Source organism: Commensalibacter communis, assembly GCF_947179105.1.
Taxonomy (GTDB): domain Bacteria; phylum Pseudomonadota; class Alphaproteobacteria; order Acetobacterales; family Acetobacteraceae; genus Commensalibacter; species Commensalibacter communis.
In genome coordinates this window covers 78,873-104,690 of the sequence record NZ_CAMXCK010000003.1, presented here as the reverse complement: position 1 = coordinate 104,690, position 25,818 = coordinate 78,873, and the positions used below count along the sequence as shown (strand labels likewise).

Sequence of the window (25,818 nt, the reverse complement as noted above, 5' to 3'; positions counted from 1 at the left end):
ATCACAAGCTCTTTATTCGACTTCACTTTTCGTAATCAATGCCATCCCTTTATCATGATTATGAGGAACGCCTTGCCCCTCTAAATACATTTTTCCTAAGATAAAACTAGATTTTTTATGCCCTTGAAGGTCTGCTTTTTGAAACCATTCGGCTGCTTGTAAAAAATCTTGGGGGACACCATCGCCTTTGTAATACATAACCGCCAAATTAAATTGCGCCAAAACATAGCCATTTTGTGCCGCTTTATTAAAATATTCAAATGCCTTTTCCAAATTAATCGGAACAATATTCCCAGTAAGATAAATATAGCCCAAACTATATTGCGCCTGAACATCATTTTGAAATGCTGCTTGCTTATACCAATAGATGGCTAATTTATAATCTTTAGAGATCCCTTGTCCCTCGGAATACATATATCCAATCATATTTTGGGCTTGAACATGATTTTGCCGTGCTGCTTTATCATAAAAATAAGCTGCTCTTTTATAATCAACAGGGGTTCCTTGACCATAATAATATATATTACCCATAAAAAATTGGGCCTCTGCCTCACCTTGATAAGCCGCTTTTTCAAAATATCCTCTGGCTTTTAAACGATCTTTTTCGCCACCTGTGCCATCCCAATACATACACGCTAGGTGATATTCCCCTTCCATATTTCCTTGACGCGCAGACAATGCATAATATTCTCGGGCTTTTTCAGTGTCCTGTTCAACACCTTTGGCTTCAATATACATATAAGCTAAACTATTTTGCGCCTCAGCTGCACCTTTAGAAGCCGCTTGTTCCAGATATACCCTGGCCTTGCTATAATTTTGCTCGACGCCAACACCTTCATAATACATCATACCAAGATTTAATAAGGCGTCTACTTCACCTTGACGTGCAGATTGTTCAAAATATTCACGTGCTTTATCATAATTTTGCTCTACCACATGTCCCATAAGGTTAATTCTGCCCAAAGCAAACATCGCCTTGGCATTTCCTCTTTTGGCAGCTTCTTCAAAAAAAGCTAATGCTTTTTTATCATCTTGTTCTATTCCCATTCCTTCGTAATAAATAAGGGCTAGATACAAGATTGCTTGGACAGTGCCACCTGCAGCAGCTTTTTCGAAGAAATCTCGGGCTTTTGAATAATTTTGAGGAACACCATCCCCTTTAAAATACATCAACCCTTTATCCATCGGGCTGCTTGATTCTATACTATCTGTTTCTAAGGTGTCTTCAGTCTGAACAGTAGAGTTGGTTCTCTTTGTGTTAAAATTGGCAAAATGTTTACGTAACCATATATCATAGACAACATATGCAATACAAATGATGCATATAATAATCAGTATAATAAAAATATATTGATACATATAAATCCTACCAATAATAACAAAATAATAATAAATTAAAATTAATAAGACTATATAAGATAATCAATAATAAAAATTAAGAAAAAACTTTTATGAACAATTTGTGCTCCTAATCCGTATTAGAAACCATCTCACATGCTGAATTATTATTTTGACGACATGACTTTAACAGCCATTCTTTTGCCTCATGTTTATTCTCTTTGACCCCATGACCAGTAAGGTAGGCAATCCCAAGGGCCAATTGTGCTTCGGGAACATTCTGCTTGGCTGCCTGAGTATAATAATAAATTGATCTTTTCACATCTTTTTTTATCCCGTGACCATTATCGTATAGCATTCCCAACATCATACTTGCATGCTTATTTCCTTGTTGAGCAGATTGTTTAAACTCGTCAAATGCTTTGTTGTAGTTCTTAGCGACACCTTGACCATTATAATACATTCGCCCAAGGAAATATTGCGCATCACTGTTCCCTTTTTGAGCTGCTAATTCAAAATAATGTTTGGCTTTAGAATATAATTTGGGAACCCTTAACCCTTTATAATACAGCAATCCTAAATAAAAATTGGCTTCCGGTTCTTGTTGCAAAGCAGCTTGTTCCAAATAGTTTCTTGCTTGAATATAATCACGCTCTACGCCAATGCCACCACCATAGAAAATACCTAATGCCAATTGTGATTTGGCATTCCCACCTGCTGCTGCTTTTTCAAACCATTTAATCGCTTTATTTTGATCCTGAGGAACATCTTGCCCTTGTTGATAACGAAGAGCTAGATGATATTGCGCCTTTACATCCCCTTTTTCAGCATTACTGGTTAATTCAGCCAAAGAATGTTTTACGTCTGGTTTATCAAAATTTACCGTATGGTCTAACACTTCTAGTGCTCTTGACTGGTGTGGGGTATTAAGACAAATGGTCAGAATCAAAACCACTCCACAACAGATAAATGCCTGATTAAACCATTTCATAAAAACGTCCTTTGCAAATCATAATCTTTTAAATTACATTACCAATCAATTTAAAAATTACTATACAATGAATACAGAAATAATTACTCACATTGGAACACGATCATGACATCGTATCATATCCGTCACATTCAGCTAGAAGATTGTTTGCAATTGAGAAGAGATATTTTATGGCCTTCATTTAAGCTGCACGATTGCATAGAGCCAGGGGATGAAGACGCAACTCATTATGGTTATCTCATAAATGATCAAGTCATAAGTTGTTTATCTGTTTTTTATCGTACACCTAATCGCCGGCAAATCAGGAAATTTGCGACAAAATCACACTATCAAAACAGAGGAATTGGAAGCACATTATTCAAAACAGTCTTGCAAGAACTGAAGAAAGATCATGTTGCAAGCGTATATCTTAATGCAAGGAGTACGGCAACTCGATTTTATAAGAAATTTAATTTTACCTATTTTGACACAGAATTTACGAAAAATAATGTCACTTTTGTTCCTATGGAGTTGTATTTAACCAAAGCAAATATAGAATAAATTACTGTTGGTTGAATAATTCTTTTTGCTGCTGTTGTAACAAATTATCTTTTCTCTCAATAAATAACTGAGCATTTTTTTTCTTTTTTTCATCTGTTTCTTTTAAAAGATCTTGTGCTTGCTCGTCAGCAGCCTGCACAATAGTGTTAAAACGTTGTTGAGCATTGAAACTATTATTGCTGTTATAAGATCGGATATATACACCAAGACCTATGCAAGCTGCGATAGCCACAACCAATACAATAATTTTTCTAATCATTTTATACATCCATACATGACATGATACTGAACCCTTATTGTGTTTAATATAAATTGAAATAAAAAGATATATTTTCTATGAATTGAGACCTTAAAGGCATGAAATTTTGAATAATGAATTTAAACGTCACTTACCAAGAAAATTTGATTGAAATTAAGATTTCTGTCTGCTATCTGATAACGATTATCAATTTCATTCTCAATTAGATCGTTATCATGCTCATGACTTGTATCTCTTATCGTTACCTTTTGCTGGTGACTTCAGGAATAGGCTTTTTCGTTTTACAAAACAACGCAATTGCACAATCGACCACTTCAACCACACAAACATCTAATACATCGCAAACAAAAGGCGATGATTCAAAAGATGAACAAATTGTCGTCAAAGGCAATAAAAATTCTATTGTGACCAAATCATCGTCTGCTGCAACAAAAAGCTCTACCCCTCTGATTTATACTCCTGAATCAGTGTCAGTTGTCACATCCCAACAGATGCAAATGCAAAATGCCACAACCCTTGGTCAGGCTTTACGCTATAGTTCTGGTGTATCGATGGAACAACGTGGGTCAAATAGTCGTTATGATTTAGGGACAATTCGTGGCTTTGATGTTAATGGCAGTCAATATCTTGATGGATTATTGATGTTTAAGGGACAATATTACGCTGCTCAACAAGTTGATGTTTATTTATTACAGCAAGTTGACGTATTAAAAGGACCATCTTCTGTTGTTTACGGTCAAAGCAGCCCAGGCGGTATTATTGCATTAACAAGTAAATTTGCAAATGGATCACGCTATCGACATGTTTCGCTTGAAGGCGGAAATTATAATTATGTTCGTGGTGTCTTTGATCTAGGAGATAAATTCAAAGGGCTTGATAATCTTTCTTGGCGTGTTGTTGGTACGGGATTCAGACAAGACGGACGGGATTGGTATACCAAAGCAGAACGCTACGCAATTCAGCCCTCTTTATATTGGGAACCTACGGATGATATTAATTTAACTGTTTATGGGCGTTATCAAGCACAACCCAATGATACTTCCTATCAAACCTTTCCAGCCTATGGTTCTGTTTTATCTGCACCTTATCATTTTCCCTCTAATTTCTTTTCTGGAGATAAGAATTTTGAGAAATTTGATCAAACCCAAGCCTCTGTTGGATATAAATTTACCTATCAATTAAACCCAGAATGGCAATTTCTTTCAATGGCTCGTTATACCAATGTTGGGGCAAACTATAACCAAGTTTACGGAAGTTCTTCTGCTGATGGTGCAAACCCCAATGGCAGTGCTGGGTATTATCCTGGCAGCCAATATATGTATCGTTATGCCAATGCTTCAAAAGAGCATTTTGACACCATCACCATTGAAGAACAACTTCATGGGCAAGTCCATACAGGTCCTGTGGCCCATGATCTATTGCTAGGGGTCAGTTGGCAAAATATTCGTTCTGGTTACGATTATGGATACGCTAATGCCCCTCCACTTGATCTGTATCATCCAAACTACTCTGCACCGATTACCGCTTTTGCACCCTATATACAAACCGGTGTCAGTACCAATCAAGAAGGGATCTTTTTACAAGATAATATGAGCTATAAACGCTTGCATGCTCAATTAGGCTTCAGAAATGATTGGTCTAGCATCAGCACCAGAAATCATGCCAAGCCCTCCTCTAGTTTTACCCAAAGTGACCAAGCCTTTACGTTCCGTGGCGGGATTTTATATAACTTACCTTATAATATTTCTCCATATTTCAACTATGCTCAATCATTTCAACCGCTTAATCAAGTCTCACAAAGTGGTCAACCATATCAACCCACACGTGGTGAACAGTACGAAGTCGGGATCAAATATCAACCTGAAAATTTCAATGGTTTCTTCTCTGCTGCCATCTATAATTTAGAGCAAACCAACGTCTTAACCAGTGATCCTGCCAACCCGATGTTTAGTATCCAATCTGGGAAACAACGCTCTCGAGGTTTTGAACTTGAAGCCCATACGTCTCCAATCGCTGGATTAAATCTGATTGCTGCTTATACCTATCAAGATGTAAAATTTACTGCGGGGGATTATTCTGGTCAACGCCCAACCCAAGTCCCTGCGAATATTTTCTCTTTCTGGGGGGATTATACCATTCAGTCTGGAACCTTTAAAAATCTTGGTGGAGCTATTGGGGTCAGATATAATGGTAATACAAATGGGGATTATATCTCTTATCTTCGCACCAAAGCCTATACAATGATCGATATGCAAGCCCATTATAAATTCGACGACAGCATTCCAACGTTAAAAGGGTTAGAAGCACAATTTACAGCACAAAACCTGACCAACAAACGTTACTTTACCGCTTGTTACAGCAAATCTTTTGGATGTGCCATTGGTCAAGGCAGAACTGTTATTGGAAAGCTTTCTTATAACTGGTAATTTGATATGCTTTTATCTAAGAATAATAAAAACTTAGATAAAAGCATTTTTACGTTTTAGGTAACCATATAATAAGAAAAAAGAAATTCCAGTCATTACAAAAAAGATATTGATTGCTGTATAAACAAAATTACTGCTCCAAAAAGCATTTAATATTTCTGGATATAATATCATCTTCAAAACTGGCACGATCATACATAAACAAGCAAATAATACAATTAGATGTTTCCATGCATGCATGACGCTAGAATAAAAAGAATAAAATAATCCCTCTACAAAAGACAAAACAAGCACAACAAGAAAAGCATTGATTTCCAAAGATGTTTTTGCTGTATTATCCGCTAAAACCACAGTATTTACTAGGAAAACGCTTAAAATAGCCAACAATGTACCCATCATTGCCCCAACATGTATGCCATCAATGACCTTATAAAAAAATAATAATCGTGAAGATATATGCTTTTTATTAAAATGACGACGTTTATTGGAAAAGAATAATAACCCTGTCGCCACCAATATAGAAGACCCCGTTCCCGCCACAAAATATACCCACCGCAAGACATCGCCACCAGCACGCGTTAAGTGTAAACCGAACATAACATTCAATATATATCGACCAAATGTTGGGTGGTTGACTTGTAATGATACTTGATGAGAAGCACGATCAAGCTCTATGTAATTCCGCATAATCGCCAATTGATCCCCATCACTTTGCACAACATGAATTTGTTTAGGCGTAATTAAAATAAATCCTGGCATTGATTTAAAAGTGGTCTTTGCTTCTTGCACTAATGAAAATAGACTCTTTTCAGAGTGGCTTTGCGTTGCTTGCCCTTCTTTGTAAGGTGCTGCCACATAATGACTAGGCGATGGGTTTAAAAAAGACATATAGATAGGGGCATAAAATAAAAACCCACTCACCACCATCAATAATAAGAACGGAAAAAAGAAAACACCTATTCCTAAATGAATATCCAATACAAATCGTAATGCAGAAGCTCTTGGACGAACTTTAAAAAACTCTTTCCATAGATGCTTTAAATGAATAATAAAGCCGCTCAAAATAAATATAAAAAATGCAATAGAAAGAACAATAATGACGATATCACCCGCAGGGCGTGTTAATAAAAAACTATTATGTAAGCCATCAAAAAAATACCCCCCAACAGTCGGTTGTGTTTGAATCACTTTGCCAGTCACTGGATCAATATTTTGCCAGTTAAATAATGCACCTTGGCTGGATAATACATAAATAAAGGGATATCGTTCAGTAGGTAATATAACAAAGCTAAAACGGTTCTGTCGTGTATTGTCTTGCCATATTTGGTAGGATGTATCCATAGATTTTTCAGAAACTGTTCCTGTATCTGTATAGTCAGCCAGCTCTGGCTGCATCCATCGAGAAATCTCTAAGTCAAAAACCGAAATTGTTCCTGTGACAACCAGAAAAAAACAAAACCAACCCCCAATTAAACCGCCCCAACGGTGGATTAATGTTAAAATAGACAGTGTTTTTTGCAGCATAAGAAGATTTTCAGTTTATTAAGAATGAGAATAAATATCACTATAAGAGATTTAACTCAAAATACAATTTGTAAATCGCTATAAAACTTTATATTTATTTTATGATAGGATCGTCGTCAATTTTAAGATATATAAATAAACATCCCGCATTTGGAACATAATATAATTATTTAATTTAAATATTTCTCTTTTTATTAAAAGCATCCATGACAACATCTGACGAACTAAGATTTATCGCAAGAGTAGCCAGAATGTACTATTTCGATAATATGAAACAGCCCGATATTGCTAAACATTTATATATTTCACAGGCTAGCGTTTCACGATTACTGAAAAAAGCGTCTTTGAATGGTATTGTTCAAATTTCAATCAACGAACCGAAAGGCACTTTTTTGGAATTAGAAGAACGAATTAAACAACATTTTAATTTATCAGAAGTTATCATTGCCTCGTGCGAACAAGATGAAGAAACCCAAATCTTTTCACGCATCGGTCAAGCAGCAGCGCAGTTTTTTTCTGCAACCATGCAACAAGATGAAGTGATCGGGATTTCCTCTTGGAGTGAATCTTTGTTAAATATGGTGAATAATTTAAATAATAATTTCAAAATATCCGCTAAAAAAATCATACAAATCCAAGGCGGTATCGGCAGCCCAACCGTTCAAAAACATGCATCGATCCTCAGCTCTAAACTAGCTAAAATTACTCATGCAGAACAAATCCTACTTCCTGCACAAGGGATTATTGGCTCAACAGAAGCCCGAACAATTTTAATGGCTGATCCTTTTGTCCAAGCTACTCTGGAGCAATTCAAAGAAATAACCATGGCATTGGTTGGAATTGGTCCTATCTCGCCTGAAAAGCTTCTTGCCGATAGTGGAAATATCTTAACCAAAGCCGAGATGAATACAATCGCACAGAAAAAAGCGGTTGGTGATATTTGCCTGCATTTTTATAATAACAAAGGTAAGCCTCTTCAAACCGCTATTGACCAAAGAATTATTGGAATTACCCTTGAACAGTTAAAAACCATCCCTCGTGTTATTGGTATTGCTGGAGGTAAGAACAAAATCGAGGCGATTTTGGGGGCCTTATCAGGACGGTTAATTAATATTTTAATTACAGACCAATTTACCGCCATGCGGATTATCAAATCTATAGATCAACAATCATAAAATTAAAAAAGTCTATACAATATGGCGTGGACACAAGGACAAAAAACAAAAAATAGTTATTTATGGATGGCAGAACAGGATATCTTAGCTTTCTCTGACTTACTTCTTGCAAATATGCCTGAAATTATTTTCAAGCCCTTTTTTTCTCATAAAGAATCAGAAGATGATTATTACAATAACCCTCCCACATCTGTTTCATCTCTTCATGATATATTAACAAAAGATATTCCAAAAAACGATCAATATACGAATAAATTTATATCACAAGCTTTTACTGTTTTACCTACAAATCATTCTTGGGGAATATTATTATTTAATTATAATAAATTATATCCAAACCGTATTTGTCCATCTACAGACTTTAATCCTTATATTGATACGACTGCTTATCCAGAAGAGTTCTTCTCTGTCCAAGCTTCTTCATTAGGAATTCGATGGAATATATCAGATCAGAAGAATGATCCTCATTTATGCGCTCTTATGGATCAACAAATCAAACAAATATGGAAATTATTAAACATAGTTACAAAATCTGTTAAATGTCATGAACTCATAACAGGCGCAACCCGTTCCTCACCCAATTATCGTATTGGAAAACAGATGTATGAACTTGTTAAAAAGCATTATTGGTATATTCAACAAGGGCAATTTTACGTTATAGAATAAACAATATACACTGCTATTAGATAAAAATAACAGTGTATCATATCCTATTAAGACATAAACATACCACCATCAATATTGATGGTTTGTCCTGTTACATAAGCAGACATTGGCCCTGCTAAGAATGAAATAACATTCGCAACATCTTCACCTGTTCCCGCACGACCCATCGGAATTTTGGAAACCCATTCAGCCATTAATTCACCTGGTTTATAATCCCCTAGCATTTTACCCCAATGTTCATCATTATATGCCCACATCTCTGTTTCAATAATCCCTGGGCAAAATGCATTCACAGTAATCCCCTCTTTTGCAACTTCGTGTGCCAAACTTTGGGTAATTCCCATCACTCCAAACTTACTGGCTGCATAATGAGGCGTATAGATAAACCCTTGGCGAGCTTGACCTGAGGCAGTGTTAATTATACGTCCCCCTTGACCATGTTTACGAATTCTGGCAATCGCTTCTTGACAGCACAAAAATACACCCGTCGTATTAACGTCTAACACTTTTTTCCACTCTTCTTCAGTGAGGTTCTCAACTTTAGCAATGGTAATCACCCCTGCATTTTGAACAGAAATATCGACACGCCCGAATTGTTCTTCGGCAAAATCATATAAGCGAACAACGTCTTTTTTATTAGTCACATCCATTTCAAAGGCAGCAGCTTGCCCACCATTTTTATTTATCTTTTCTGCAACTTCATTAACTTTTGACTCATTCGAAGCAACAACTACTTTTGCACCGTCTTGTGACAAACGTTCTGCAATGGCTGCTCCAATACCACGACTTGCACCTGTGATAACGGCTACTTTATTTGTTAAACTCATTTTTTTATTTCCTTGATATAGTATGATTTTAGATTTTAGCTGTTTTATTTAAATTTAACTGAGCGTAAGATTTAGATATGTGAACAAAAGACATCACAAATGCAGCAGCGATATATAAAGCTGCATAAACCCAAATCACACCCACAGCACCCACTGATTTAATAAACAATCCTACAATAGCTGGTCCAAAGAATGTACTAAGACCCGCAGCAAGTGTTAATACAGACATAGCTGCACCTTTGTTTTCTGGTGCAAGCATAGGCATAATTGCATTAATTGGTGTATAGGCCGCAAGACATGCGCCATACGCCCCTGCAGCAGCCATCGTTAAAATATAGCCCCCGCCCCATGTTGGAACATAATAGAATAAGAGAGTAGTTATTGCACATCCAACACAACCACCCCACATCACGGTGTTACGCCATCCCCATTTATCGCCCAACAGCCCAAAGAAATAATTAGCAATCATATTAGAAATCCATAAAAATGCTAACATTTGCAGCCATTGACTGATTGTAAATCCTAAATTTTGCATCACTAAAGGTAAAAATACAGGAAAACCATAACAAGCCAGCGTATTCACTATTCTTACAAATCCACAAAGCCCAAGTTTTGGAACTTCGTAAATAATCGTAATCCCTTTGAGTAAATATAATAGAGAAGATTTTTCTTCGGTTTCTATTTTTTTAGTAGATTGAATAGCCTCTTTATCAACCCATAAAGCAATGACACCCCCAAGACAAACAAAGAAAAGTGCGCTCCATAACACATGAATAGGTGCTACAAATTTCAAGGCAAAACTAGAATACATCACCCCAAGAACACTTAACCCACAAGCATAACAAGACCAAAAAATCCCTCCAGCTGTTGATAATCTGTTTACAGGGGCTTCATAGGTTATATAAACCAAAAAACCATAAGCAAATAAAGGATAGCTGAGCCCTCTTAACGCATAAGACGGCAACATAATCCAAAAATTATGGCTTGAAATACCAAATGTTAAAAAGAAAAATGTACCAATACAAAACATAATAAGCCCAGTGGACATCACCCGACGGACACCATATATTTCCGTTAATACACCAGAGAAAAAAGCTGAAACAGAAGCACTGAGCCCATATACACTAAATAATAATGCCGATTTTTCTACACTAAGACCGTGTTCTATTAAATAAGGGGATAACCAGCCTTGTTCCAAGCCCTCACCAGCCATAAAAATCATCACCCCGATATAACCCAACATTAATTTAGGCGAGATGAATACTTTTTCTACGAAATTACTCCACATAAATTATCCCCTACTCATCGTATAAAATTGCAGAAAATTTGTAGATTTTATTTTAAAAAGAAGGCACAGCTTCCCTTTCAAGAATAGTTTTGCTTTAAAACACATATTCTTGTCCCCTTTTGAATAAAGCTGTCTATTTATTCATCTAGTATAAAAACAGCTTTATTGATCGTTATGGTTTTTTAATTTAGAAAATGCTTACCAACAGCAAAAACCGCCATCAACCAGCAAATTAACACCCGTACAAAAAGATGCTGCTTCTGATAATAAGAAAATAGCTGGTCCTGCCATTTCATCGGGTTCTGCAATACGTTGCATTGGGGTTTCCGAGGCAAATTGCTTCATTTGATTGACCATTTCTGGTCGAGTATTCATCGGTGTTGCAGTATAACCTGGGCTGATTGCATTTACACGAACCCCACGTTCTGCCCACTCTACTGCCATGCTTTTTGTCATATGAATAACGGCAGCTTTTGCAGAATTATAGTGCGCTTGCATTAGGCCACGATTAACAATAACACCAGACATAGAGGCAATATTAACAATAGAACCACGACCATGTTTTAACATTAATCTTGCTTCAGCTTGGCATGACAAGAATAAGCCCTTAACATTAATATCATATAATCTTTGCCATTGTTCTATCGACATTTCTTCTGCTGGGTTGGCGTTGGCAATACCCGCACAATTCACCGCAAGCGATAAATTGCCTAATTCAGTTTCAACCTGATTGACTGATTTTTCCAGATCATCAGGGTTGGTAACATCACCAGTTAATATAATCGATTGACGCCCAAGTTTTTTTACTTGCTCTGCTGTATCCGCCAACCCTGCACTATTTGGCAAATCAAAACACCCAACATTTGCCCCTGCCTTGGCAAGATAAAGAGCAATTTTCTGTCCAATTCCACTGCCTGCACCCGTTACAAAAGCATTTTGACCAGAAAGAGAAAAAAGTTCCATTTTAAAATTCCTTTATCACATTAAACAAAATAGTTTCTTCATTGTTAAGCATATGCACGGCGTGATTGATTCACCGCCTCATGCCAATTTTGAAAACCAATATCTTGTTCATCTTGTTTTGAAACAGGCTCGAATAAATTATACGCTTTGTTTAATTTATCTAAACCTGACTGTGTCCATATTTCTTTACTAAGCCCTGCCATATACGCAACACCCAAAGCTGACAATTCTGGTCTTTCAGCTCTAAAAACTGAACAGCCCAATATCTTTGCTTGCAATTGCATTAATCCATCATGACTGGTGGGACCACCATCAACAAAAAGTTGATGTATTTCGCCAACATTACGACGTATCGCATTCACAACATCCGCAACTTGATAGACAACACTTTCAATCGTAGCACTGGCTATCGTTTGTCGTGTGGTTCCCAAAGTTAAATTAGTCATTAACCCAACTGCTTTTTCATCCCACCATGGCGCACCCAAGCCACCAAAACCAGGAACCAAAGCAACGGAATCACTCTGACCAGCCATACCCAATTCTACCAATTCAGTAACACTTATATTTAAAATACTGGCCATCCACCGAAGTGTTGCACCTAATGAGCGAATATTTCCTTCTGCGGCATAAGCAACCTTATCCCCAAACATCCACCCAATGGTTAAACATAAACCAGAATGCAGTTCATCTTCTTTACGGATCAAACCCATAATCGAAGATCCTGTTCCATAAGTTGCTTTGACCTGCCCTATATGAAACGCCTGATGACCAAATAATGCTGAATGACTGTCACCCATCACTGCCCCAACTGGAATAGTCAAAGGACCCAAAGAATTTTTAATCACTTTTGGAAAAGGTCCATTTGATGGAATAATATTAGGCAAACATGCTTTTGGTACGTGAAATAAAGATAATAAATCGTCGTCCCAATCAACCTGATGCACATTCATTAATTGAGTTCTCGATGCATTGCCTGCTTCAATTAAATGCTCACCATAGATTTTAAAGAGCAACCATGAATCAATCGTACCAAGACAGAGCTCTCCTTTTAACGAACGTTGGCGATCTTTATCATATTGATCCAATAGCCATTTTGCTTTGGAGGCAGAAAACATTGGATCTAATGGTAACCCTGTTAATTGTTTAACTTTTTTCTGCACGCTTTCATCAAAGCATTCTGAGGGTAAATCCACTTGACGTTGATCTTGCCAAGAAATCAACGGGTGCAAAGGGGTTCCTGTTTGACGATCCCATAAAAGAAAAGATTCACGTTGCGTACTAATCCCCGCAACAATAACATCGGAAGCATAATAAGGCGATTGTAGCTGTTTTAATGTTTTTGATACAGCCAATCCAACGCTATTCCATATCTCCTCAGCATCTTGTTCTACATGACCTGGATAAGGATGCGTTTCACCAATTTCCACCTTGTCACAAGCAATAATTGTGCCTTTATAATCAACAATAACACATTTGGTTGAACTGCTACCTTGATCGATGGCCAGAACTAAAGGATCGCCCATCATATTACCCCACTAATTCTGAAGCAGACTTCACAATATTTTCCACATTTAATCCAAAATGGTCTAACAAAAACGAAGCTGACCCTGTTGGTGCAAAATGAGAAACGCCTAAAATCCGCATTTTAGTAGGATGATTTTCAACAACAACTTCGGAAATCGCTGCTCCCAAACCACCTGTTGTAATCGCCTCTTCCATCGTGACAATTCCACGTGTTTCAGAAGCTGCTGCAATAATTGCTTCTTTATCGATAGGATTAAGCGTATGCATATTTAGGACTCTAGCTGAAATACCCTCTTTTTCCAAAATAGCTGCTGCTTCTAAGGCTCTAGGGACTAAAATACCCGTCGTGATTAACGTGACATCTTTCCCTTCTTTCAACAACAATGCTTTACCAACTTCGAACGAAGCTGTCTCTGGCGTTGTTTTAGGGATTTTAAAGCGATTAATACGCATATATACAGGCTTATTCGCTTGAACTGCCCAATGAATAGCATCCTTCGTTTGCTTTGGGTCTGCTGGACTTAATAACGTAATATCTGTTAGTGCTCTGATCCACGAAAAATCTTCAATAGAATGATGGGTTGGTCCCAATTCGCCATAAGACATCCCTGGGCTTTGTGCGCATAAAATAATAGGATACATATTATAGGCTACATCAGCCTTGACTTGTTCTAATGCACGACCACTTAAAAAAGGACCCGCACAACTAACAAACGGAATAAATCCGCTATTCGCCAAGCCAGCAGCAACGCCAATCATATTTTGTTCGGCAATACCAACATTCACCAAACGATCAGGAAATTCTTTTTTAAACTCATTTAAGTTTGAAGAGCCAACAGAGTCATTACAAACAATAACAATGCGCTCATCCTGACGTGCCAGCTCTGTTAATGTTTGTGCAAATATTTGACGGCAATCAAATGTTTCTTGTTGAGATAAAGATGTCATGAGTGTGTTAACTCCTTAATTGCTTGAATATTTTGCTCTGCTGAAGGAACCTTGTGGTGCCATTCCACTCTATTTTCAATAAAGGAAACACCTTTGCCTTTAATTGTATTCGCAATAATAACTTTTGGCTTTCCTGTGTCTGGAGCCTCCATCACGTTTAATAATTCCGCAAAATTATGCCCATCCAGCTCATATGTATCCCAACCAAAAGCACGCCATTTATCTGCCAATGGATCCAACGAGTTTGTTTCTTCTGTGCCAGCGCCTTGTTGCAGTCTATTGCGATCTACAATCGCCATCAAATTTCCTAATTTACGATGACCCGCAAACATTGCTGCTTCCCAATTTGACCCTTCTTGTAATTCGCCATCCCCTAAAGCAACAAAGGTTCGATATGATTTTTTAGCCAAAGAAGCCCCAACTGCACAACCAACCCCAATGGGTAAACCATGTCCCAACGGACCTGTATTTGCTTCTATTCCTGCAAGTTTACGACGATTTGGATGCCCCCCTAAAAAAGATAAAGGCTTCATAAATTCGCCAAGTTGTTCATGTTTGAAATAGCCTGCTTTAGCCATCACGGAATATAATGCAGCTGCACAATGTCCTTTCGACAAAATAAATCGATCTCTCTCCGCCCAATTTGGGTCTTGAGATCTATAGTTCATCACACCGAAAAATAAGGAAACTAAAATATCCGTGACTGAAAAATCGCCGCCGATATGTCCCATTTTTGCTGCAGCAATTGTATTGACAATATCAACACGAATTTCAGAAGCAATTTGACTTAATTTTGCAATACGCTCTGGATCATCTTTTTGCAAAACTTCTTGAATTCTGGTCATCAAACAAACCCCAATAACAAACCGATTTCAGTTATGAATATTTATTCACTATATGATAATATATTCATAGATAGATATGATCGTTTTTATGGAAATTGGTCAATGAAATATTAGAACAATAACACCATTGTGATTGAGATGGACTTGTAGCCACGTCTTTTAAGCAATAAAAAACCCCTCTAAACAGAGGGGTTAAGACGTTATATAAAAAATTGATAATAAATTTGCATGAAAAAAAATAAATATAAATAACCTAGATTCGCAATAAAGAATCCTGACCTGTTTAATGTTGAATTTTATACTCTTATAGGACTCAATTAGCTTCCTTTATACGTTGAAAACCCATATGGAGACAACAACAAGGGTACATGATAATGGTCAGAAACGGGATTTTTAGCAATACCGAAATCTATTCTGACAATATTCAAAAAAGGAGGATCAGTTACAACATATTGTTGCCTTTTAAAATAATCTGCAACATGAAATGCAAGCTGATAATAACCTGGTAAAAGTATTTTTTGATTTTGAGGTATAACAATGCAACGCCCATCTATATTAGTATGACCCTCAAAAAGATTAGTGGTGTCTTTATATAAAATAACTTTGACATCAGGGGCTGGTTTACCTGAAACCATATCTAAAATATGCGTGGACAAAGTGATATTATTATTCATCTTTTTCTCCTCTATCACAGGTTCTGCTGCATGTGCATGAGGAACAATCAAAGATCCTCCTATACCCCCCAGCAAGTGGCGTCGTTTAATTTCCATTTTCTTTTTCCTCTAAACACATCATGAACATTACAATAATATAAATCAGTACATATGATTACGTTCAATAATGGAAGCCTTTGCAATATTCTTTTGTTCTAACACTGCACCTATTGAAAATAATAGATCTTCATGGTGAGGCTTTGCGATCAATTGTAATCCAATAGGCAGCTTTCCTTTCCGATAAATAGGCACCGATAAGACTGGACATTGGCTCATACTGAGTGGTTGCGTGTAAATCCCTAGATGAACCCGTGCAGATTCTGGTTTTCCATCCACAAATACAACAGGATTATCAATTTCAGGCGCAACAGACCCCACTGCTGGTGCAATTAACACATCATATTCTTTGAAAATTTGTGCCATATATTGTTGAAACCAATATTGTATTTCCTTTGCTTTTAAATATGATGATACGGGTAATAAAGCACCCGCTATCAAACGATCTCTCGTTGCTGGGTCATATTCCATAGGGCGTTTTTTAAGAAAGGGCAAATGTAACTTTCCACCTTCGGAAGCTGTCATTAAATATGAAGCTGTACGCACTTGTTTAATATTTGGTAGTTCAATTTTCTTTTGTTTTCCAAATAGAGTCATAATCTCTTGGATAGTTTGTAAAATATCATCATCAACATCTTTTTCGAACCATCCACCCAGCTGAGCAATACGCAGTTCTGATGGTGTTACAGGTGATAAAGATGTATATTCATTACCACTTATCACGTCATATATTAATTTCAAATCTTCTATCGTTTGGCAAAAAGGTCCAATTGTATCGAAGCTGTCTGCAAAAGGAAAAACCCCTTGCATAGATAGAGAACCATAAGTTGGTCTGATACCCCATACACCACATAAAGATGCTGGCACACGAATAGATCCATTCGTATCCGATCCCAACGCAAAAGGAAGCAATCCACCACCAACAGAAGCAGCCGATCCTCCTGATGATCCCCCAGCAAACCGAGAGTAATCATGAGGGTTGTGAGTCATTCCATGGTGGGCATTATCCGTTACAAATCCATAAGCAAATTCATCCATGTTTAATGTTGCAACAGGAATAGCCCCAGCCTCACATAGCTTACGAATAATTTCTGCATCTTGTTTAGCTGGCTGATTCTTTGATAAAAGTTTCGATCCTGCTGTTGTTACTTCACCTTGAAGATCGAATAAATCTTTGATACCAAAAGGCACACCCGCCAATACACCTGGATCTTTCCCTTGCGCTATAAGGTGATCCACTTCTTCTGCTGCTTGCAAAGCACGATCATTTAAAAGACGGGTAACACTATTTATCGGTGGATCACACTGACGGATCATATCTAAGTAATGAGAAACAACTTGTTGTGCAGAATATTTCCTAGAACGAATATGCGTTGTAATTTCTTTAATAATACTCACAATATAATCCTTATTCTTTGATTTTAGGAATATCAAATTGATGAATAAGCTTGCTATATTGATGCAAAAGCTCGGTATTTTTTGTCACACCATCTTTACACTTATCAGGAATAATCAAATCGATACTGTCAGAAAGCATTTGAACAAGTTGATATGATAGATCATTATGCATGATTAATTCCTTTCTGAACAAGCACGTATTAAGCTTTCTTGATCTTAACCCTTTTTAACAAGCATAACAGAATTATCTTAATCAAATATTACTTTTGCACAGAGAATTGATCTTTTTCTTAAATTATTTCTTTACTTTATCGTCATTTCAAAGAAATGATAGTAACCATTATAATCCATTATTTTAAACAGAGACATCATGATTATATCCAAGAAAATCATTCCCTTATCCTTTATATTAGGCAGCTTTTTAATTTCATTACCCAATGCCAATGCTGTTTTTCACCCCTATTTAAGCGATAAAACACAACACGAAATTAACCAATATTTAAAAAGTAAAAATCATTCAATTGAAGAAATTTCTAAGAATTTCCTAAATACTCCTTATAAAAGCGATACGTTAATTGGCTCTTCTACACATCCGGAAAAGTTAGTCGTTAATTTAGAGGCTGTTGATTGCTTTACCTTTATCGACTATGTTCTGGCATTATCGCAATCTCGGAATGTGGATGATTTCATCGAAAATCTGATTAAAGTCCGATATATTGATGGAAATATCAATTTTTTTAATCGTAAACATTTCTTTTCCGACTGGTATTATATTGCTCCTAAAAATGCCGAAGAAATCACGCAAAAAATCAGCCCGAACGCTGTAACGGTTTTTAAACGCCTTAATCAAAAACCTGATGGTACAGAATATCTCGCAGGCATAGGAACCATCCCCAGAAATATCACCTATATTCCCAGCAACTTTGTCGATAGTGATGTTCTCAATCAATTAAGATCAGGCGATTTTATTGGCATCTATACCCCCAAAGACGGACTAGATGCCTCACATGTTGGTATTTTAATTAAAAAGGGCAACCAAGTTTATTTCCGTAATGCGTCATCTTTAAAAAAGAACCGCAAAGTGGTTGATAGTCCTCTGTTAGAATATATCAAAGACAAGCCAGGAATTATGGTTTTACGCGCTCAATAAGCATTACACAGAGCGTCTGGTTGTCAAGGCAGCGGTCAAGGTACCTTCATCCATGACCTCCAATGATCCACCCATTGGAATCCCTTGGCTTACCTGCGTAATTTTAACACCCCAGGGTAATAATCGGTCATATAACCAATGCATCGTTGTCACACCGTCTACGGTTGCGCCCAACGCCAAAATGATCTCTTTAACTTGTTGGTCTTCTAATCGTTGTATTAAGGGTGCAATATTTAAATCTTCTGGCCCAATGCCTGCTAAGGGAGATAATGACCCACCCAACACTTGGTATCGTCCTTTAAAAATCCCAGTTTTTTCCAAAGCCCACAAATCACCAACCGTTTCCACAACGCAAATTTGTTCTGCATGACGATCAGAATTGCTGCATATTACACATGGATCGGAACTGTCTAAATTACCACATTCTGAACAGGTTTTGACATGATCGGCTGCTTGTTGAAGTGCCTGAGCCAAAGGCACCATACGCGATTGAGGTTGTTTTAATAACGCCAAAGTGGCTCGGCGTGCAGAACGTGGCCCCAGTCCTGGTAATTTACTTAATAAAGCAATTAATCGTTCTATTTCAGGGCCACCCATTCTTCTATCCTTTAATGATTTATTACTGACTTACGACTTCGTAATATATAATCATTTAAAAAGGTAAATTTAACCCCTCTGGCAAATTCATGCCGCCCGTTACTTTTTGCATTTCTTCTTTGGTTTTTTCGTCAAGTTGACGTCGTGCTTCGGTATAAGCAGCAACAATCAAATCTTGCAACATTTCCATTTCATTGGCATCAGCAAGTTTAGGATCAATTTTAATCGATTTCATTTCCCCTTTTCCAGCCAATTGCACCGTAACCATACCAGCACCAGAAGAGCCTTCTACTGTAATTAAAGCCAGCTTTTCTTGCATTTCATTCATTTTACTTTGCATCTGTGATGCTTGCTTCATGAGATTAGCAAAATTTTTCATACTCTATAAACTCCATTCGTTAAATTCATTTTATTCATCAGGATCATATGGCGGGATTTCAGGATCATCAAAACGCATTGCCCCCGCATCATCATCCATTGGTGGAATATCTTCTGGAAATAAACCATACTCATCTAGCTGAAGATTGACAAGTTTTCCAAGCTTTGCGCCTGGAAAAATTTGCATAATTCCTAAAATAAATGGATCTTGACCAACTTCTTTTAAATCTGCTTCGGCTTGGATCGCTTCTTGCTCCATCAAAGAGGGTTCCCCTTGATGTTGAGACAACACAATCGTCCAGCGCTGGGTCGAATATTCATTCAACAGTTTTGACAGCTGTTGTGCCACATTATTTGGGGCTTTGTCCTCAACCCTAAACTCAATCATTGGCGGTGCAAATTTCACCAAATGAACTGAATTTCTTAAATGCGCATGCAATAACCGCTCTTGCTTTTCTTTGACAAAAACAACCACTTCACGCCAACTGTACCAAGTTGTTTTTTCTTGAACAGGCTCGATATTTTCTTGAACAGGCTCGATATTTTCTTGAACTTCTGGCACAGCATAGGCTTGTGCAGCTTCGGGCTGGGAATATCCAGTAGAAACAGCTCCATTTTGTCCGACAGCATATAAAAATGCTTCACCGCCCCCTTGAGCAGATGATGATAATGTTGGTGATGAAGGTGGTGTATTTTTGCTTACGCCTGTTGGTGGATTGCCACCCCCATTTTTAATCTGCTTAATCAATTCATCAGGCGATGGAAGGTCAGAAACATAACATAAACGGATAAGCACCATTTCAACCGCAGCTTTGCGATTAGGTGCCATATCGACTTCACGTATTCCCTTTAACAGCATTTGCCACGTGCGTCCCAAAACAGGCACAGAAAGTTTGTCTGCTAACTCTCCCCCCTGAACCCGCTCTAATTCTGAGAGTTCGGAACTATTTCTTAAAGCTGGGACTGATTTCATTCTTGAGAGTAAATGCACCAAATCTAATAAATCTGCAAGCAATACCCCTAAATCTGCACCACTCGCATAGGCTTGATCTGTCAACTCCAAGACTTGATTTGGCTTGCCAAGCATCATGGCTTTGAACAAATCAAATACTAAGGCACGATCGGCGAAGCCCAGCATTTCAGAAACTGTCGAGGCTTCAATTTGTCCAGCCCCATCCTCGTCATCTTTTTGTGCAATCGCTTGATCTAGCAAAGATAACCCATCTCTGACCGAACCGTCAGCGGCTCTGGCGATTAAATTAATCGCTTCTGGGGCAATCGATACATGTTCAAGTTCAGCAAGTTTAGTAAAATGATCTTGTAATTGCTCTTGAGGAACGCGCCGTAAATCAAATCGCTGACAACGTGATAATACTGTCACGGGGACTTTGCGAATTTCCGTGGTGGCAAAAATAAAAGTAACTTGTTCTGGAGGCTCTTCCAGCGTTTTTAATAATGCATTAAATGCATTCCGAGAAAGCATATGAACTTCATCGATGATATAGACTTTCATCCGTGCTTGTAACGGACGGAAACGAGACCCTTCAATGATCTCACGAACATCATCTACCCCAGTATGAGAGGCCGCATCGATTTCCAATACATCAGGATGACGATCTGCTAAAATCGCTTTACAATTCGGACAAACACCACAAGGATCAGCTGTTGGCCCATCATTGCCGTCTTCTCCAACGCAATTCAATGCACGCGCGATAATACGAGCGGTCGTAGTTTTTCCAACCCCACGCACCCCTGTCAACATAAAGGCATGCGCCACACGACCCATCGCAAACGCGTTACGCATGGTTCTGACCATGGCTTCTTGACCAATCAGATCATCGAAGTTCTGAGGGCGATATTTACGTGCTAAGACACGATAAGATTTTTCAACTTTCGGTGCAGCTTGGGGTAAATCTTCGAATAAACCAGCGGATTGTGTCTCGTCAGGTAAAGGAAAATTGTCGTCCGGAAGATCTGTCATCAACTCATTCCAGGAAATAAAATAACAAAAGCAGGAAACTTAATCAAAGACCTGCATCTTTGCCCTTAACGATCAATGTAAGGTGGCAAGCCACAAATGACCCGAATGATACTCGCAATGGCTGCTTCCTTCCGGACCTGACCGAGTTCACAAGGTATTCGTCCACTTATGACTTACCGCCTCTCTTCTAACACGAAAGACGGGGTAGATGACAAGTCTTTTTTTTCATTTTATGAAAAATTATTCACCAACAGCCCCACCGCCTGGATGACGATAGTCTGTGCCACCATAATAAATCCGTTTTCCATCTTTGTCTTTACCGACAACTATGCCTTCTGCAATGCCCCACGTAGAGTATAAATCCAAAGGATATCCTTTTTTCTTTAACGCTTCACGAACCTTGGGGCTCAGTGCATTAAATTCTAATTGCACGGGAACAGGTTCCCATTGTTGATGGATACGAGGCAAATTAATCGCTTGTTGAATATTTAAATCATAGTCAATTACGCCTGTTAACACTGATAATACAATCGTTGGAATACGAGAGCCACCAGGGCTGCCAATCACCATAAAAGGTTGATTATCTTTGGAAATAATCGTTGGTGTCATTGATGACAAAGGGGTTTTTCCTGGTGCTATGGCGTTTGCTTTGCTGCCAACAATGCCGTACATATTGGCTTGACCTGCTGCAGTAGCAAAATCATCCATTTCATCGTTCATGACGATTCCAGTAGCACCAGCAACGACACGAGCCCCAAACCAACCATTCAAGGTATAAGTCATTGACACTGCCATACCGTCTTTATCAATGATGGAAAAATGGGTTGTTTCATTTTTCTCGTGCGTTTGTTTAACACTAGGTTTGATCGTTTTAGCCAATGCGACTTGTCCTGGTACTAAAGCAGCAGAATCAACAGCATGTTTGAAATTGAGAGTTTTACGAACATCTGCGGCATATTGTGGGTTTAAAAAACGTTCAATATTATTTTGCACAAATGCCGGATCGCCTAAATCCCGACGATCAGAATATGCACGGCGCATTGCTTCGATTTCTCGTTGAGCAGAAGGTAATGTTTGCAATCCCAGCTTGCGCATATCATACCCACCAATAATATTCAGCATTTCACATAATGCCACCCCACCGCCACTTGGAGGAGGTGCTGTATCAATCGTGTATCCACGATAAGAACAGGTTAAAGGCTGTATAATACGAGGTTGATAGGTCTCAAAATCTTTCATTTGCAAAATTCCACCATGTTTAACACTGGCAGCAACAATTTGTTTAGCGATTTTGCCTTTGTAAAATGCATCATTGCCTTTTTTCGCAATTAAAGTCAGCGTTCTTGCTAAATCTTCTTGACGGAATACATCACCAACTTTCCAAGCACTACCATCTTTTTTTAGAAAAATCTTGGCAGCTTCTGGGTCTTTGGCAAAATCAGCTGTAGAGGTTGAGAAAAGTTCAATATCTTCTTTAGTTAAAACATATCCGTCTTTGGCAAGTTTGATCGCAGGAGAAATTAAATCTACTCTGGATTTGCTGCCCCATTTTTCACGAACCAATTCCATTCCTGCCACAGTTCCAGGAACACCCACCGCTTTCCAGCCCAGCACAGAAGCATTTGGAATGACTTTGCCATCTTTGTCTTGATACATTGTTTCAGTCGCAGCACTGGGGGCTTTTTCACGAAAATCCACAAAATAAGCCTGACCATTTGGCAAGCGAATGGTTAAAAATCCACCCCCACCAATATTCCCAGCAGCAGGATATGTAACCGCCATTGCATAAGCCACCGCAACCGCAGCATCCGCAGCATTTCCGCCATCTTTTAAAACTTGTGCACCCACTTTGGCAGCCAAATCACTGGCAGAAACAACCATGCCATTATATGCCGCCACAGGTTGTGTTGGAATATCCGCGGCAGGCACTCCACCAAATGCCAAGGCGTCCATACCTTTTCCCGCTTGTGCATATGCAGATATGGAAATGCAACTACTGGAAAGTAGAACTACTTTAAAAACACATTTTAATTTACAAAATCTGTTTCTTAGTTTTTTTTCTCTCATAACCGACTCTTTCTTAAAATAGGATTAGTTTATACATATAAAATTTGTTGAAATCACAAATTTTCTATAATTTGTATCAACAGTTTTTTTTAAGCTATCTATTTTTTTCTTTTAAAAGCTGAATATTTATTTTAATAAACAATCATTAATTTACATATGAGGTCAACAATATGTCCGTAATAGTAGCATTTAGAACACATACCTGGAATGATGATATAAAAAAAATTGCCCTTCGTATTAAAAATACGTTCACCAAAGCAGTTTTTGTTATTATTGCTGATGAAACAAACGGCCCCCTCGATACTGGCAAAATTTCCAAAGTAAGACATACAGCAGATTTTACACACCTTGGTCTACCTGCCAGTAAAACTGAAAAAGGTTTATGGTTTAATGGCGATTATCCACTATACGCCTTACGCCAATCTTTTCCAGAAGCAACTCACATCATCATGATTGAAAATGATGTGCAAATTAATTTTGATTTAGATATCGTCATCGATTATATTACAAAAAATAATGTCGATCTAGTAGCACATGAAATTGTCGATGCCGACAAAACTTGGGGATTTTATAACAGTCTAGAATATTTCGAGCAAAGAAAAAAATGTTTAATTCCATTTATAGCTATTTCAAGTAGAGCCATAGATCACTTACTGCAAACTCGAATCAAAATGTATGAAGCAAACAAAGTCTGGGCCTATTGCGAAGGATTTATCCCATCTGCTATCTATCAAATGCAAAACCCTGAAATATACGAATTAAATTTTTTTTGCAGACCTCACAACTATAATTTTAGTAACTGTTATCATTATGATGACCCTAGGGTTAATGTACCAAACACAATAAGCCATCCTATTAGAGGTAATAATTTTCCCGAAAGATGTTTATCCGAACAGCCTATATCTTCGGTATTTTTCAAAAATTCCATACTTAGAGTTGGCTTAAAAAATCTTGATCCAAAATATTTTTATGACCTTGTTTATTCAAAAATCTTAAAAACTGGTAATATTAATACAGTAAAACAATTTAATGATCTTGCTCTACAAGAAGGATGGATTATGAGACCTGAAGCTATTAATTGGGCATTAGGAGCAGATGCAGAACAATCCTCTATATCTGCACAGTTTTCACGCCATAAAAATATCTCACAAGATGCGAAAGGAGCTGTTAGTGGCAATATAAATGCAGATTATTCTTTTCACACAGAGTATGAAGAAAAACCTTGGTGGAAAGTAAAATTACATCAAACAATTTATATTCGCCATATTATTATTTATAATCGCTTGCAATTAGCAGAACGGGCTTCAAGAATAAAAGTTGAAATCTCTGAAAATAATGATGATTGGTTAACCGTAGCTGAATACCCAGATGGTATTTTATTTGGTGGAGCCGATAAAAATCCCTTAGTAATTAAAGTAAATGCTGTTCTGGCACAGTATGTGAGAATCAGCTTATTAGATCGTAATATTTTACATTTAAACCAGGTTGAAGTTTACGACCAATAAGAAAGAATAGACCCACTGATTTTTACGTGATTATCCCAGATCACGTAAAAATCAACATTTCGCGTTAGACTAATATTATTTGAATAATAAAGAATAAATCTTAATCAGACTTATTATACTCATTAGAACAAGATTATCTAGTCTTTGATTGACTGAAGGATTTTTAGCGTTGTGCATACTTTACTGACTGAAAACAATATTTGCTTTATATAATGCTGCAAATACTTTAGCCACAGCCACAGCTCCAGGATCAGGATTCCAGCCAAGCTGTCACTATTTAAATAAGAAGAACGACCCGCATTTGCTTTGGTTGATTTTGCGGTATCTTCTGCACCTTTACCTGCAGCAAATGTTGCCCTTGTATCGCCATCCCCCACTTTGGCGTCAAGTGCATTTAGCTCATCTTCAAGTTCGCTTAATGTTTGTGTCACAACATTAACAGTTTGACCAGAAAGCTTATCATCGGAAGGTGTATATTGAACTTTCGTTTCAACAGTTTCCAAAGAAATAACAAACTTTTTTCAGGATTTACAGCCCAACCCAACCTAATTCGCCGTGAATACCCCCGAGCCAACTCCAATTGAACCTTCTGGAATATGTTGTGCATCACCTTTTGCTTGATATAAAAGAGCAATATTTTTTTCTGACATTAATACGG

At 37.7% G+C, this 25,818-nt stretch carries 24 protein-coding genes and 1 other RNA gene; 6 read left to right on the top strand and 19 right to left on the bottom strand.

The features are described from left to right. Window positions 1-12: 12 nt before the first annotated feature. Together PQG52_RS07100 and PQG52_RS07095 are read right to left on the bottom strand one after the other, a co-directional pair. Complete coding sequence (locus PQG52_RS07100) at window positions 13-1,359, bottom strand: tetratricopeptide repeat protein (RefSeq protein WP_271828734.1); 1,347 nt, start codon at window positions 1,357-1,359, stop codon at window positions 13-15. 109 nt (window positions 1,360-1,468) lie between these two features. After that, entirely contained in the window at window positions 1,469-2,329 is an 861-nt protein-coding gene (locus PQG52_RS07095; RefSeq protein ID WP_271828733.1) for an SEL1-like repeat protein, read from the bottom strand. A gap of 105 nt (window positions 2,330-2,434) precedes the next feature. Between PQG52_RS07095 and PQG52_RS07090 the strand changes: the two genes are divergently transcribed. After that, entirely contained in the window at window positions 2,435-2,869 is a 435-nt protein-coding gene (locus PQG52_RS07090; RefSeq protein ID WP_271828732.1) for a GNAT family N-acetyltransferase, read from the top strand. A 1-nt stretch (window position 2,870) separates the two neighbouring features. On the opposite strand, the gene PQG52_RS07085 is transcribed toward PQG52_RS07090, so the two are convergent. Then, on the bottom strand, window positions 2,871-3,128 hold the full coding sequence (locus PQG52_RS07085) for a hypothetical protein (RefSeq protein WP_271801175.1): 258 nt from the start codon (window positions 3,126-3,128) through the stop codon (window positions 2,871-2,873). 215 nt (window positions 3,129-3,343) lie between these two features. Here PQG52_RS07085 and PQG52_RS07080 point away from each other — a divergent pair, with 215 nt between their 5' ends. Then, window positions 3,344-5,554: a TonB-dependent siderophore receptor gene (locus tag PQG52_RS07080; protein WP_271828731.1), complete on the top strand. Its 2,211-nt coding sequence runs from the start codon at window positions 3,344-3,346 to the stop codon at window positions 5,552-5,554. 33 nt (window positions 5,555-5,587) lie between these two features. Here the strand turns inward: PQG52_RS07080 and PQG52_RS07075 are convergent, their stop codons facing one another. Then, window positions 5,588-7,078: a PepSY-associated TM helix domain-containing protein gene (locus PQG52_RS07075; protein ID WP_271828730.1), complete on the bottom strand. Its 1,491-nt coding sequence runs from the start codon at window positions 7,076-7,078 to the stop codon at window positions 5,588-5,590. A 206-nt stretch (window positions 7,079-7,284) separates the two neighbouring features. On the opposite strand from PQG52_RS07075, the gene PQG52_RS07070 reads away from it, so the two are divergent. Together PQG52_RS07070 and PQG52_RS07065 are read left to right on the top strand one after the other, a co-directional pair. Then, a complete protein-coding gene (locus PQG52_RS07070) occupies window positions 7,285-8,253 on the top strand; it encodes a sugar-binding transcriptional regulator (RefSeq protein WP_271828729.1) in 969 nt (322 codons plus the stop codon). Window positions 8,254-8,274: 21 nt separating this feature from the next. After that, window positions 8,275-8,919, top strand: coding sequence for a hypothetical protein (locus PQG52_RS07065; RefSeq protein WP_271828728.1), 645 nt, complete (start codon window positions 8,275-8,277; stop codon window positions 8,917-8,919). A gap of 47 nt (window positions 8,920-8,966) precedes the next feature. Here PQG52_RS07065 and PQG52_RS07060 read toward each other — a convergent pair whose 3' ends face one another. From PQG52_RS07060 to PQG52_RS07020, 9 genes are all read right to left on the bottom strand, one after another. Then, window positions 8,967-9,746, bottom strand: coding sequence for a glucose 1-dehydrogenase (locus PQG52_RS07060; RefSeq protein WP_271828727.1), 780 nt, complete (start codon window positions 9,744-9,746; stop codon window positions 8,967-8,969). Window positions 9,747-9,774: 28 nt separating this feature from the next. Next, window positions 9,775-11,034: an MFS transporter gene (locus tag PQG52_RS07055; protein ID WP_271801169.1), complete on the bottom strand. Its 1,260-nt coding sequence runs from the start codon at window positions 11,032-11,034 to the stop codon at window positions 9,775-9,777. Between the two features lie 198 nt (window positions 11,035-11,232). Then, window positions 11,233-11,997, bottom strand: coding sequence for an SDR family oxidoreductase (locus PQG52_RS07050; protein WP_271828725.1), 765 nt, complete (start codon window positions 11,995-11,997; stop codon window positions 11,233-11,235). A gap of 44 nt (window positions 11,998-12,041) precedes the next feature. Then, window positions 12,042-13,523 carry an FGGY-family carbohydrate kinase gene (locus tag PQG52_RS07045; RefSeq protein ID WP_271828723.1) on the bottom strand — a complete coding sequence of 494 codons (1,482 nt, stop codon included), beginning with the start codon at window positions 13,521-13,523 and terminating at the stop codon, window positions 12,042-12,044. Window position 13,524: 1 nt separating this feature from the next. Further along, window positions 13,525-14,469 carry a transketolase family protein gene (locus PQG52_RS07040; RefSeq protein WP_271828721.1) on the bottom strand — a complete coding sequence of 315 codons (945 nt, stop codon included), beginning with the start codon at window positions 14,467-14,469 and terminating at the stop codon, window positions 13,525-13,527. Then, window positions 14,466-15,314, bottom strand: a complete 849-nt coding sequence (locus tag PQG52_RS07035) for a transketolase (RefSeq protein WP_271801165.1) — start codon at window positions 15,312-15,314, stop codon at window positions 14,466-14,468. The genes PQG52_RS07040 and PQG52_RS07035 overlap by 4 nt, the downstream gene beginning before the upstream one ends. Before the next feature lie 317 nt (window positions 15,315-15,631). Further along, window positions 15,632-16,084: a hydroxyisourate hydrolase gene (gene uraH, locus PQG52_RS07030; RefSeq protein WP_271801164.1), complete on the bottom strand. Its 453-nt coding sequence runs from the start codon at window positions 16,082-16,084 to the stop codon at window positions 15,632-15,634. Window positions 16,085-16,129: 45 nt separating this feature from the next. Beyond that, window positions 16,130-17,482, bottom strand: coding sequence for an AtzE family amidohydrolase (locus tag PQG52_RS07025; RefSeq protein ID WP_271828719.1), 1,353 nt, complete (start codon window positions 17,480-17,482; stop codon window positions 16,130-16,132). Window positions 17,483-17,492: 10 nt separating this feature from the next. Continuing rightward, a complete protein-coding gene (locus tag PQG52_RS07020) occupies window positions 17,493-17,654 on the bottom strand; it encodes an AtzG-like protein (protein ID WP_271790197.1) in 162 nt (53 codons plus the stop codon). 198 nt (window positions 17,655-17,852) lie between these two features. Here PQG52_RS07020 and PQG52_RS07015 point away from each other — a divergent pair, with 198 nt between their 5' ends. Beyond that, complete coding sequence (locus tag PQG52_RS07015) at window positions 17,853-18,632, top strand: DUF1460 domain-containing protein (protein WP_271828717.1); 780 nt, start codon at window positions 17,853-17,855, stop codon at window positions 18,630-18,632. A gap of 3 nt (window positions 18,633-18,635) precedes the next feature. Here PQG52_RS07015 and recR read toward each other — a convergent pair whose 3' ends face one another. The 5 genes from recR to ggt all read right to left on the bottom strand — a co-directional run bounded on the left by recR (window position 18,636) and on the right by ggt (window position 23,655). After that, entirely contained in the window at window positions 18,636-19,229 is a 594-nt protein-coding gene (gene recR / locus PQG52_RS07010) for a recombination mediator RecR (protein WP_271828715.1), read from the bottom strand. A gap of 55 nt (window positions 19,230-19,284) precedes the next feature. Continuing rightward, complete coding sequence (locus PQG52_RS07005; RefSeq protein WP_271828714.1) at window positions 19,285-19,608, bottom strand: YbaB/EbfC family nucleoid-associated protein; 324 nt, start codon at window positions 19,606-19,608, stop codon at window positions 19,285-19,287. Between the two features lie 30 nt (window positions 19,609-19,638). Continuing rightward, window positions 19,639-21,588: a DNA polymerase III subunit gamma/tau gene (locus PQG52_RS07000; RefSeq protein ID WP_271828713.1), complete on the bottom strand. Its 1,950-nt coding sequence runs from the start codon at window positions 21,586-21,588 to the stop codon at window positions 19,639-19,641. 81 nt (window positions 21,589-21,669) lie between these two features. After that, window positions 21,670-21,766: signal recognition particle sRNA small type (gene ffs, locus PQG52_RS06995), an RNA gene on the bottom strand. 62 nt (window positions 21,767-21,828) lie between these two features. Next, a complete protein-coding gene (gene ggt, locus PQG52_RS06990; protein WP_271828711.1) occupies window positions 21,829-23,655 on the bottom strand; it encodes a gamma-glutamyltransferase in 1,827 nt (608 codons plus the stop codon). Window positions 23,656-23,825: 170 nt separating this feature from the next. Between ggt and PQG52_RS06985 the strand changes: the two genes are divergently transcribed. Next, window positions 23,826-25,160, top strand: a complete 1,335-nt coding sequence (locus PQG52_RS06985; protein WP_271828710.1) for a discoidin domain-containing protein — start codon at window positions 23,826-23,828, stop codon at window positions 25,158-25,160. A gap of 137 nt (window positions 25,161-25,297) precedes the next feature. Here PQG52_RS06985 and PQG52_RS06980 read toward each other — a convergent pair whose 3' ends face one another. Continuing rightward, window positions 25,298-25,663 (bottom strand): hypothetical protein, encoded by a 366-nt coding sequence (locus PQG52_RS06980; RefSeq protein ID WP_271828709.1) that lies wholly within the window; start codon window positions 25,661-25,663, stop codon window positions 25,298-25,300. Window positions 25,664-25,818: the final 155 nt, after the last annotated feature.

What these genes read in the sequence shown, in the direction of transcription:
- PQG52_RS07040 (WP_271828721.1), bottom strand. Translation starts at nt 14,469, where the DNA reads ATGACATCTTTATCTCAACAAGAAACATTTGATTGCCGTCAAATATTT.
- PQG52_RS07020 (WP_271790197.1), bottom strand. Translation starts at nt 17,654, where the DNA reads ATGCATAATGATCTATCATATCAACTTGTTCAAATGCTTTCTGACAGT.
- PQG52_RS07045 (WP_271828723.1), bottom strand. Translation starts at nt 13,523, where the DNA reads ATGATGGGCGATCCTTTAGTTCTGGCCATCGATCAAGGTAGCAGTTCA.
- PQG52_RS07060 (WP_271828727.1), bottom strand. Translation starts at nt 9,746, where the DNA reads ATGAGTTTAACAAATAAAGTAGCCGTTATCACAGGTGCAAGTCGTGGT.
- PQG52_RS07100 (WP_271828734.1), bottom strand. Translation starts at nt 1,359, where the DNA reads ATGTATCAATATATTTTTATTATACTGATTATTATATGCATCATTTGT.
- ggt (WP_271828711.1), bottom strand. Translation starts at nt 23,655, where the DNA reads ATGAGAGAAAAAAAACTAAGAAACAGATTTTGTAAATTAAAATGTGTT.
- PQG52_RS06985 (WP_271828710.1), top strand. Translation starts at nt 23,826, where the DNA reads ATGTCCGTAATAGTAGCATTTAGAACACATACCTGGAATGATGATATA.
- PQG52_RS07075 (WP_271828730.1), bottom strand. Translation starts at nt 7,078, where the DNA reads ATGCTGCAAAAAACACTGTCTATTTTAACATTAATCCACCGTTGGGGC.
- uraH (WP_271801164.1), bottom strand. Translation starts at nt 16,084, where the DNA reads ATGGAAATTAAACGACGCCACTTGCTGGGGGGTATAGGAGGATCTTTG.
- PQG52_RS07090 (WP_271828732.1), top strand. Translation starts at nt 2,435, where the DNA reads ATGACATCGTATCATATCCGTCACATTCAGCTAGAAGATTGTTTGCAA.
- PQG52_RS07000 (WP_271828713.1), bottom strand. Translation starts at nt 21,588, where the DNA reads ATGACAGATCTTCCGGACGACAATTTTCCTTTACCTGACGAGACACAA.
- PQG52_RS07050 (WP_271828725.1), bottom strand. Translation starts at nt 11,997, where the DNA reads ATGGAACTTTTTTCTCTTTCTGGTCAAAATGCTTTTGTAACGGGTGCA.
- PQG52_RS07065 (WP_271828728.1), top strand. Translation starts at nt 8,275, where the DNA reads ATGGCGTGGACACAAGGACAAAAAACAAAAAATAGTTATTTATGGATG.
- PQG52_RS07015 (WP_271828717.1), top strand. Translation starts at nt 17,853, where the DNA reads ATGATTATATCCAAGAAAATCATTCCCTTATCCTTTATATTAGGCAGC.
- PQG52_RS07055 (WP_271801169.1), bottom strand. Translation starts at nt 11,034, where the DNA reads ATGTGGAGTAATTTCGTAGAAAAAGTATTCATCTCGCCTAAATTAATG.
- PQG52_RS07085 (WP_271801175.1), bottom strand. Translation starts at nt 3,128, where the DNA reads ATGATTAGAAAAATTATTGTATTGGTTGTGGCTATCGCAGCTTGCATA.
- PQG52_RS07005 (WP_271828714.1), bottom strand. Translation starts at nt 19,608, where the DNA reads ATGAAAAATTTTGCTAATCTCATGAAGCAAGCATCACAGATGCAAAGT.
- recR (WP_271828715.1), bottom strand. Translation starts at nt 19,229, where the DNA reads ATGGGTGGCCCTGAAATAGAACGATTAATTGCTTTATTAAGTAAATTA.
- PQG52_RS07070 (WP_271828729.1), top strand. Translation starts at nt 7,285, where the DNA reads ATGACAACATCTGACGAACTAAGATTTATCGCAAGAGTAGCCAGAATG.
- PQG52_RS07095 (WP_271828733.1), bottom strand. Translation starts at nt 2,329, where the DNA reads ATGAAATGGTTTAATCAGGCATTTATCTGTTGTGGAGTGGTTTTGATT.
- PQG52_RS07035 (WP_271801165.1), bottom strand. Translation starts at nt 15,314, where the DNA reads ATGACCAGAATTCAAGAAGTTTTGCAAAAAGATGATCCAGAGCGTATT.
- PQG52_RS07080 (WP_271828731.1), top strand. Translation starts at nt 3,344, where the DNA reads ATGCTCATGACTTGTATCTCTTATCGTTACCTTTTGCTGGTGACTTCA.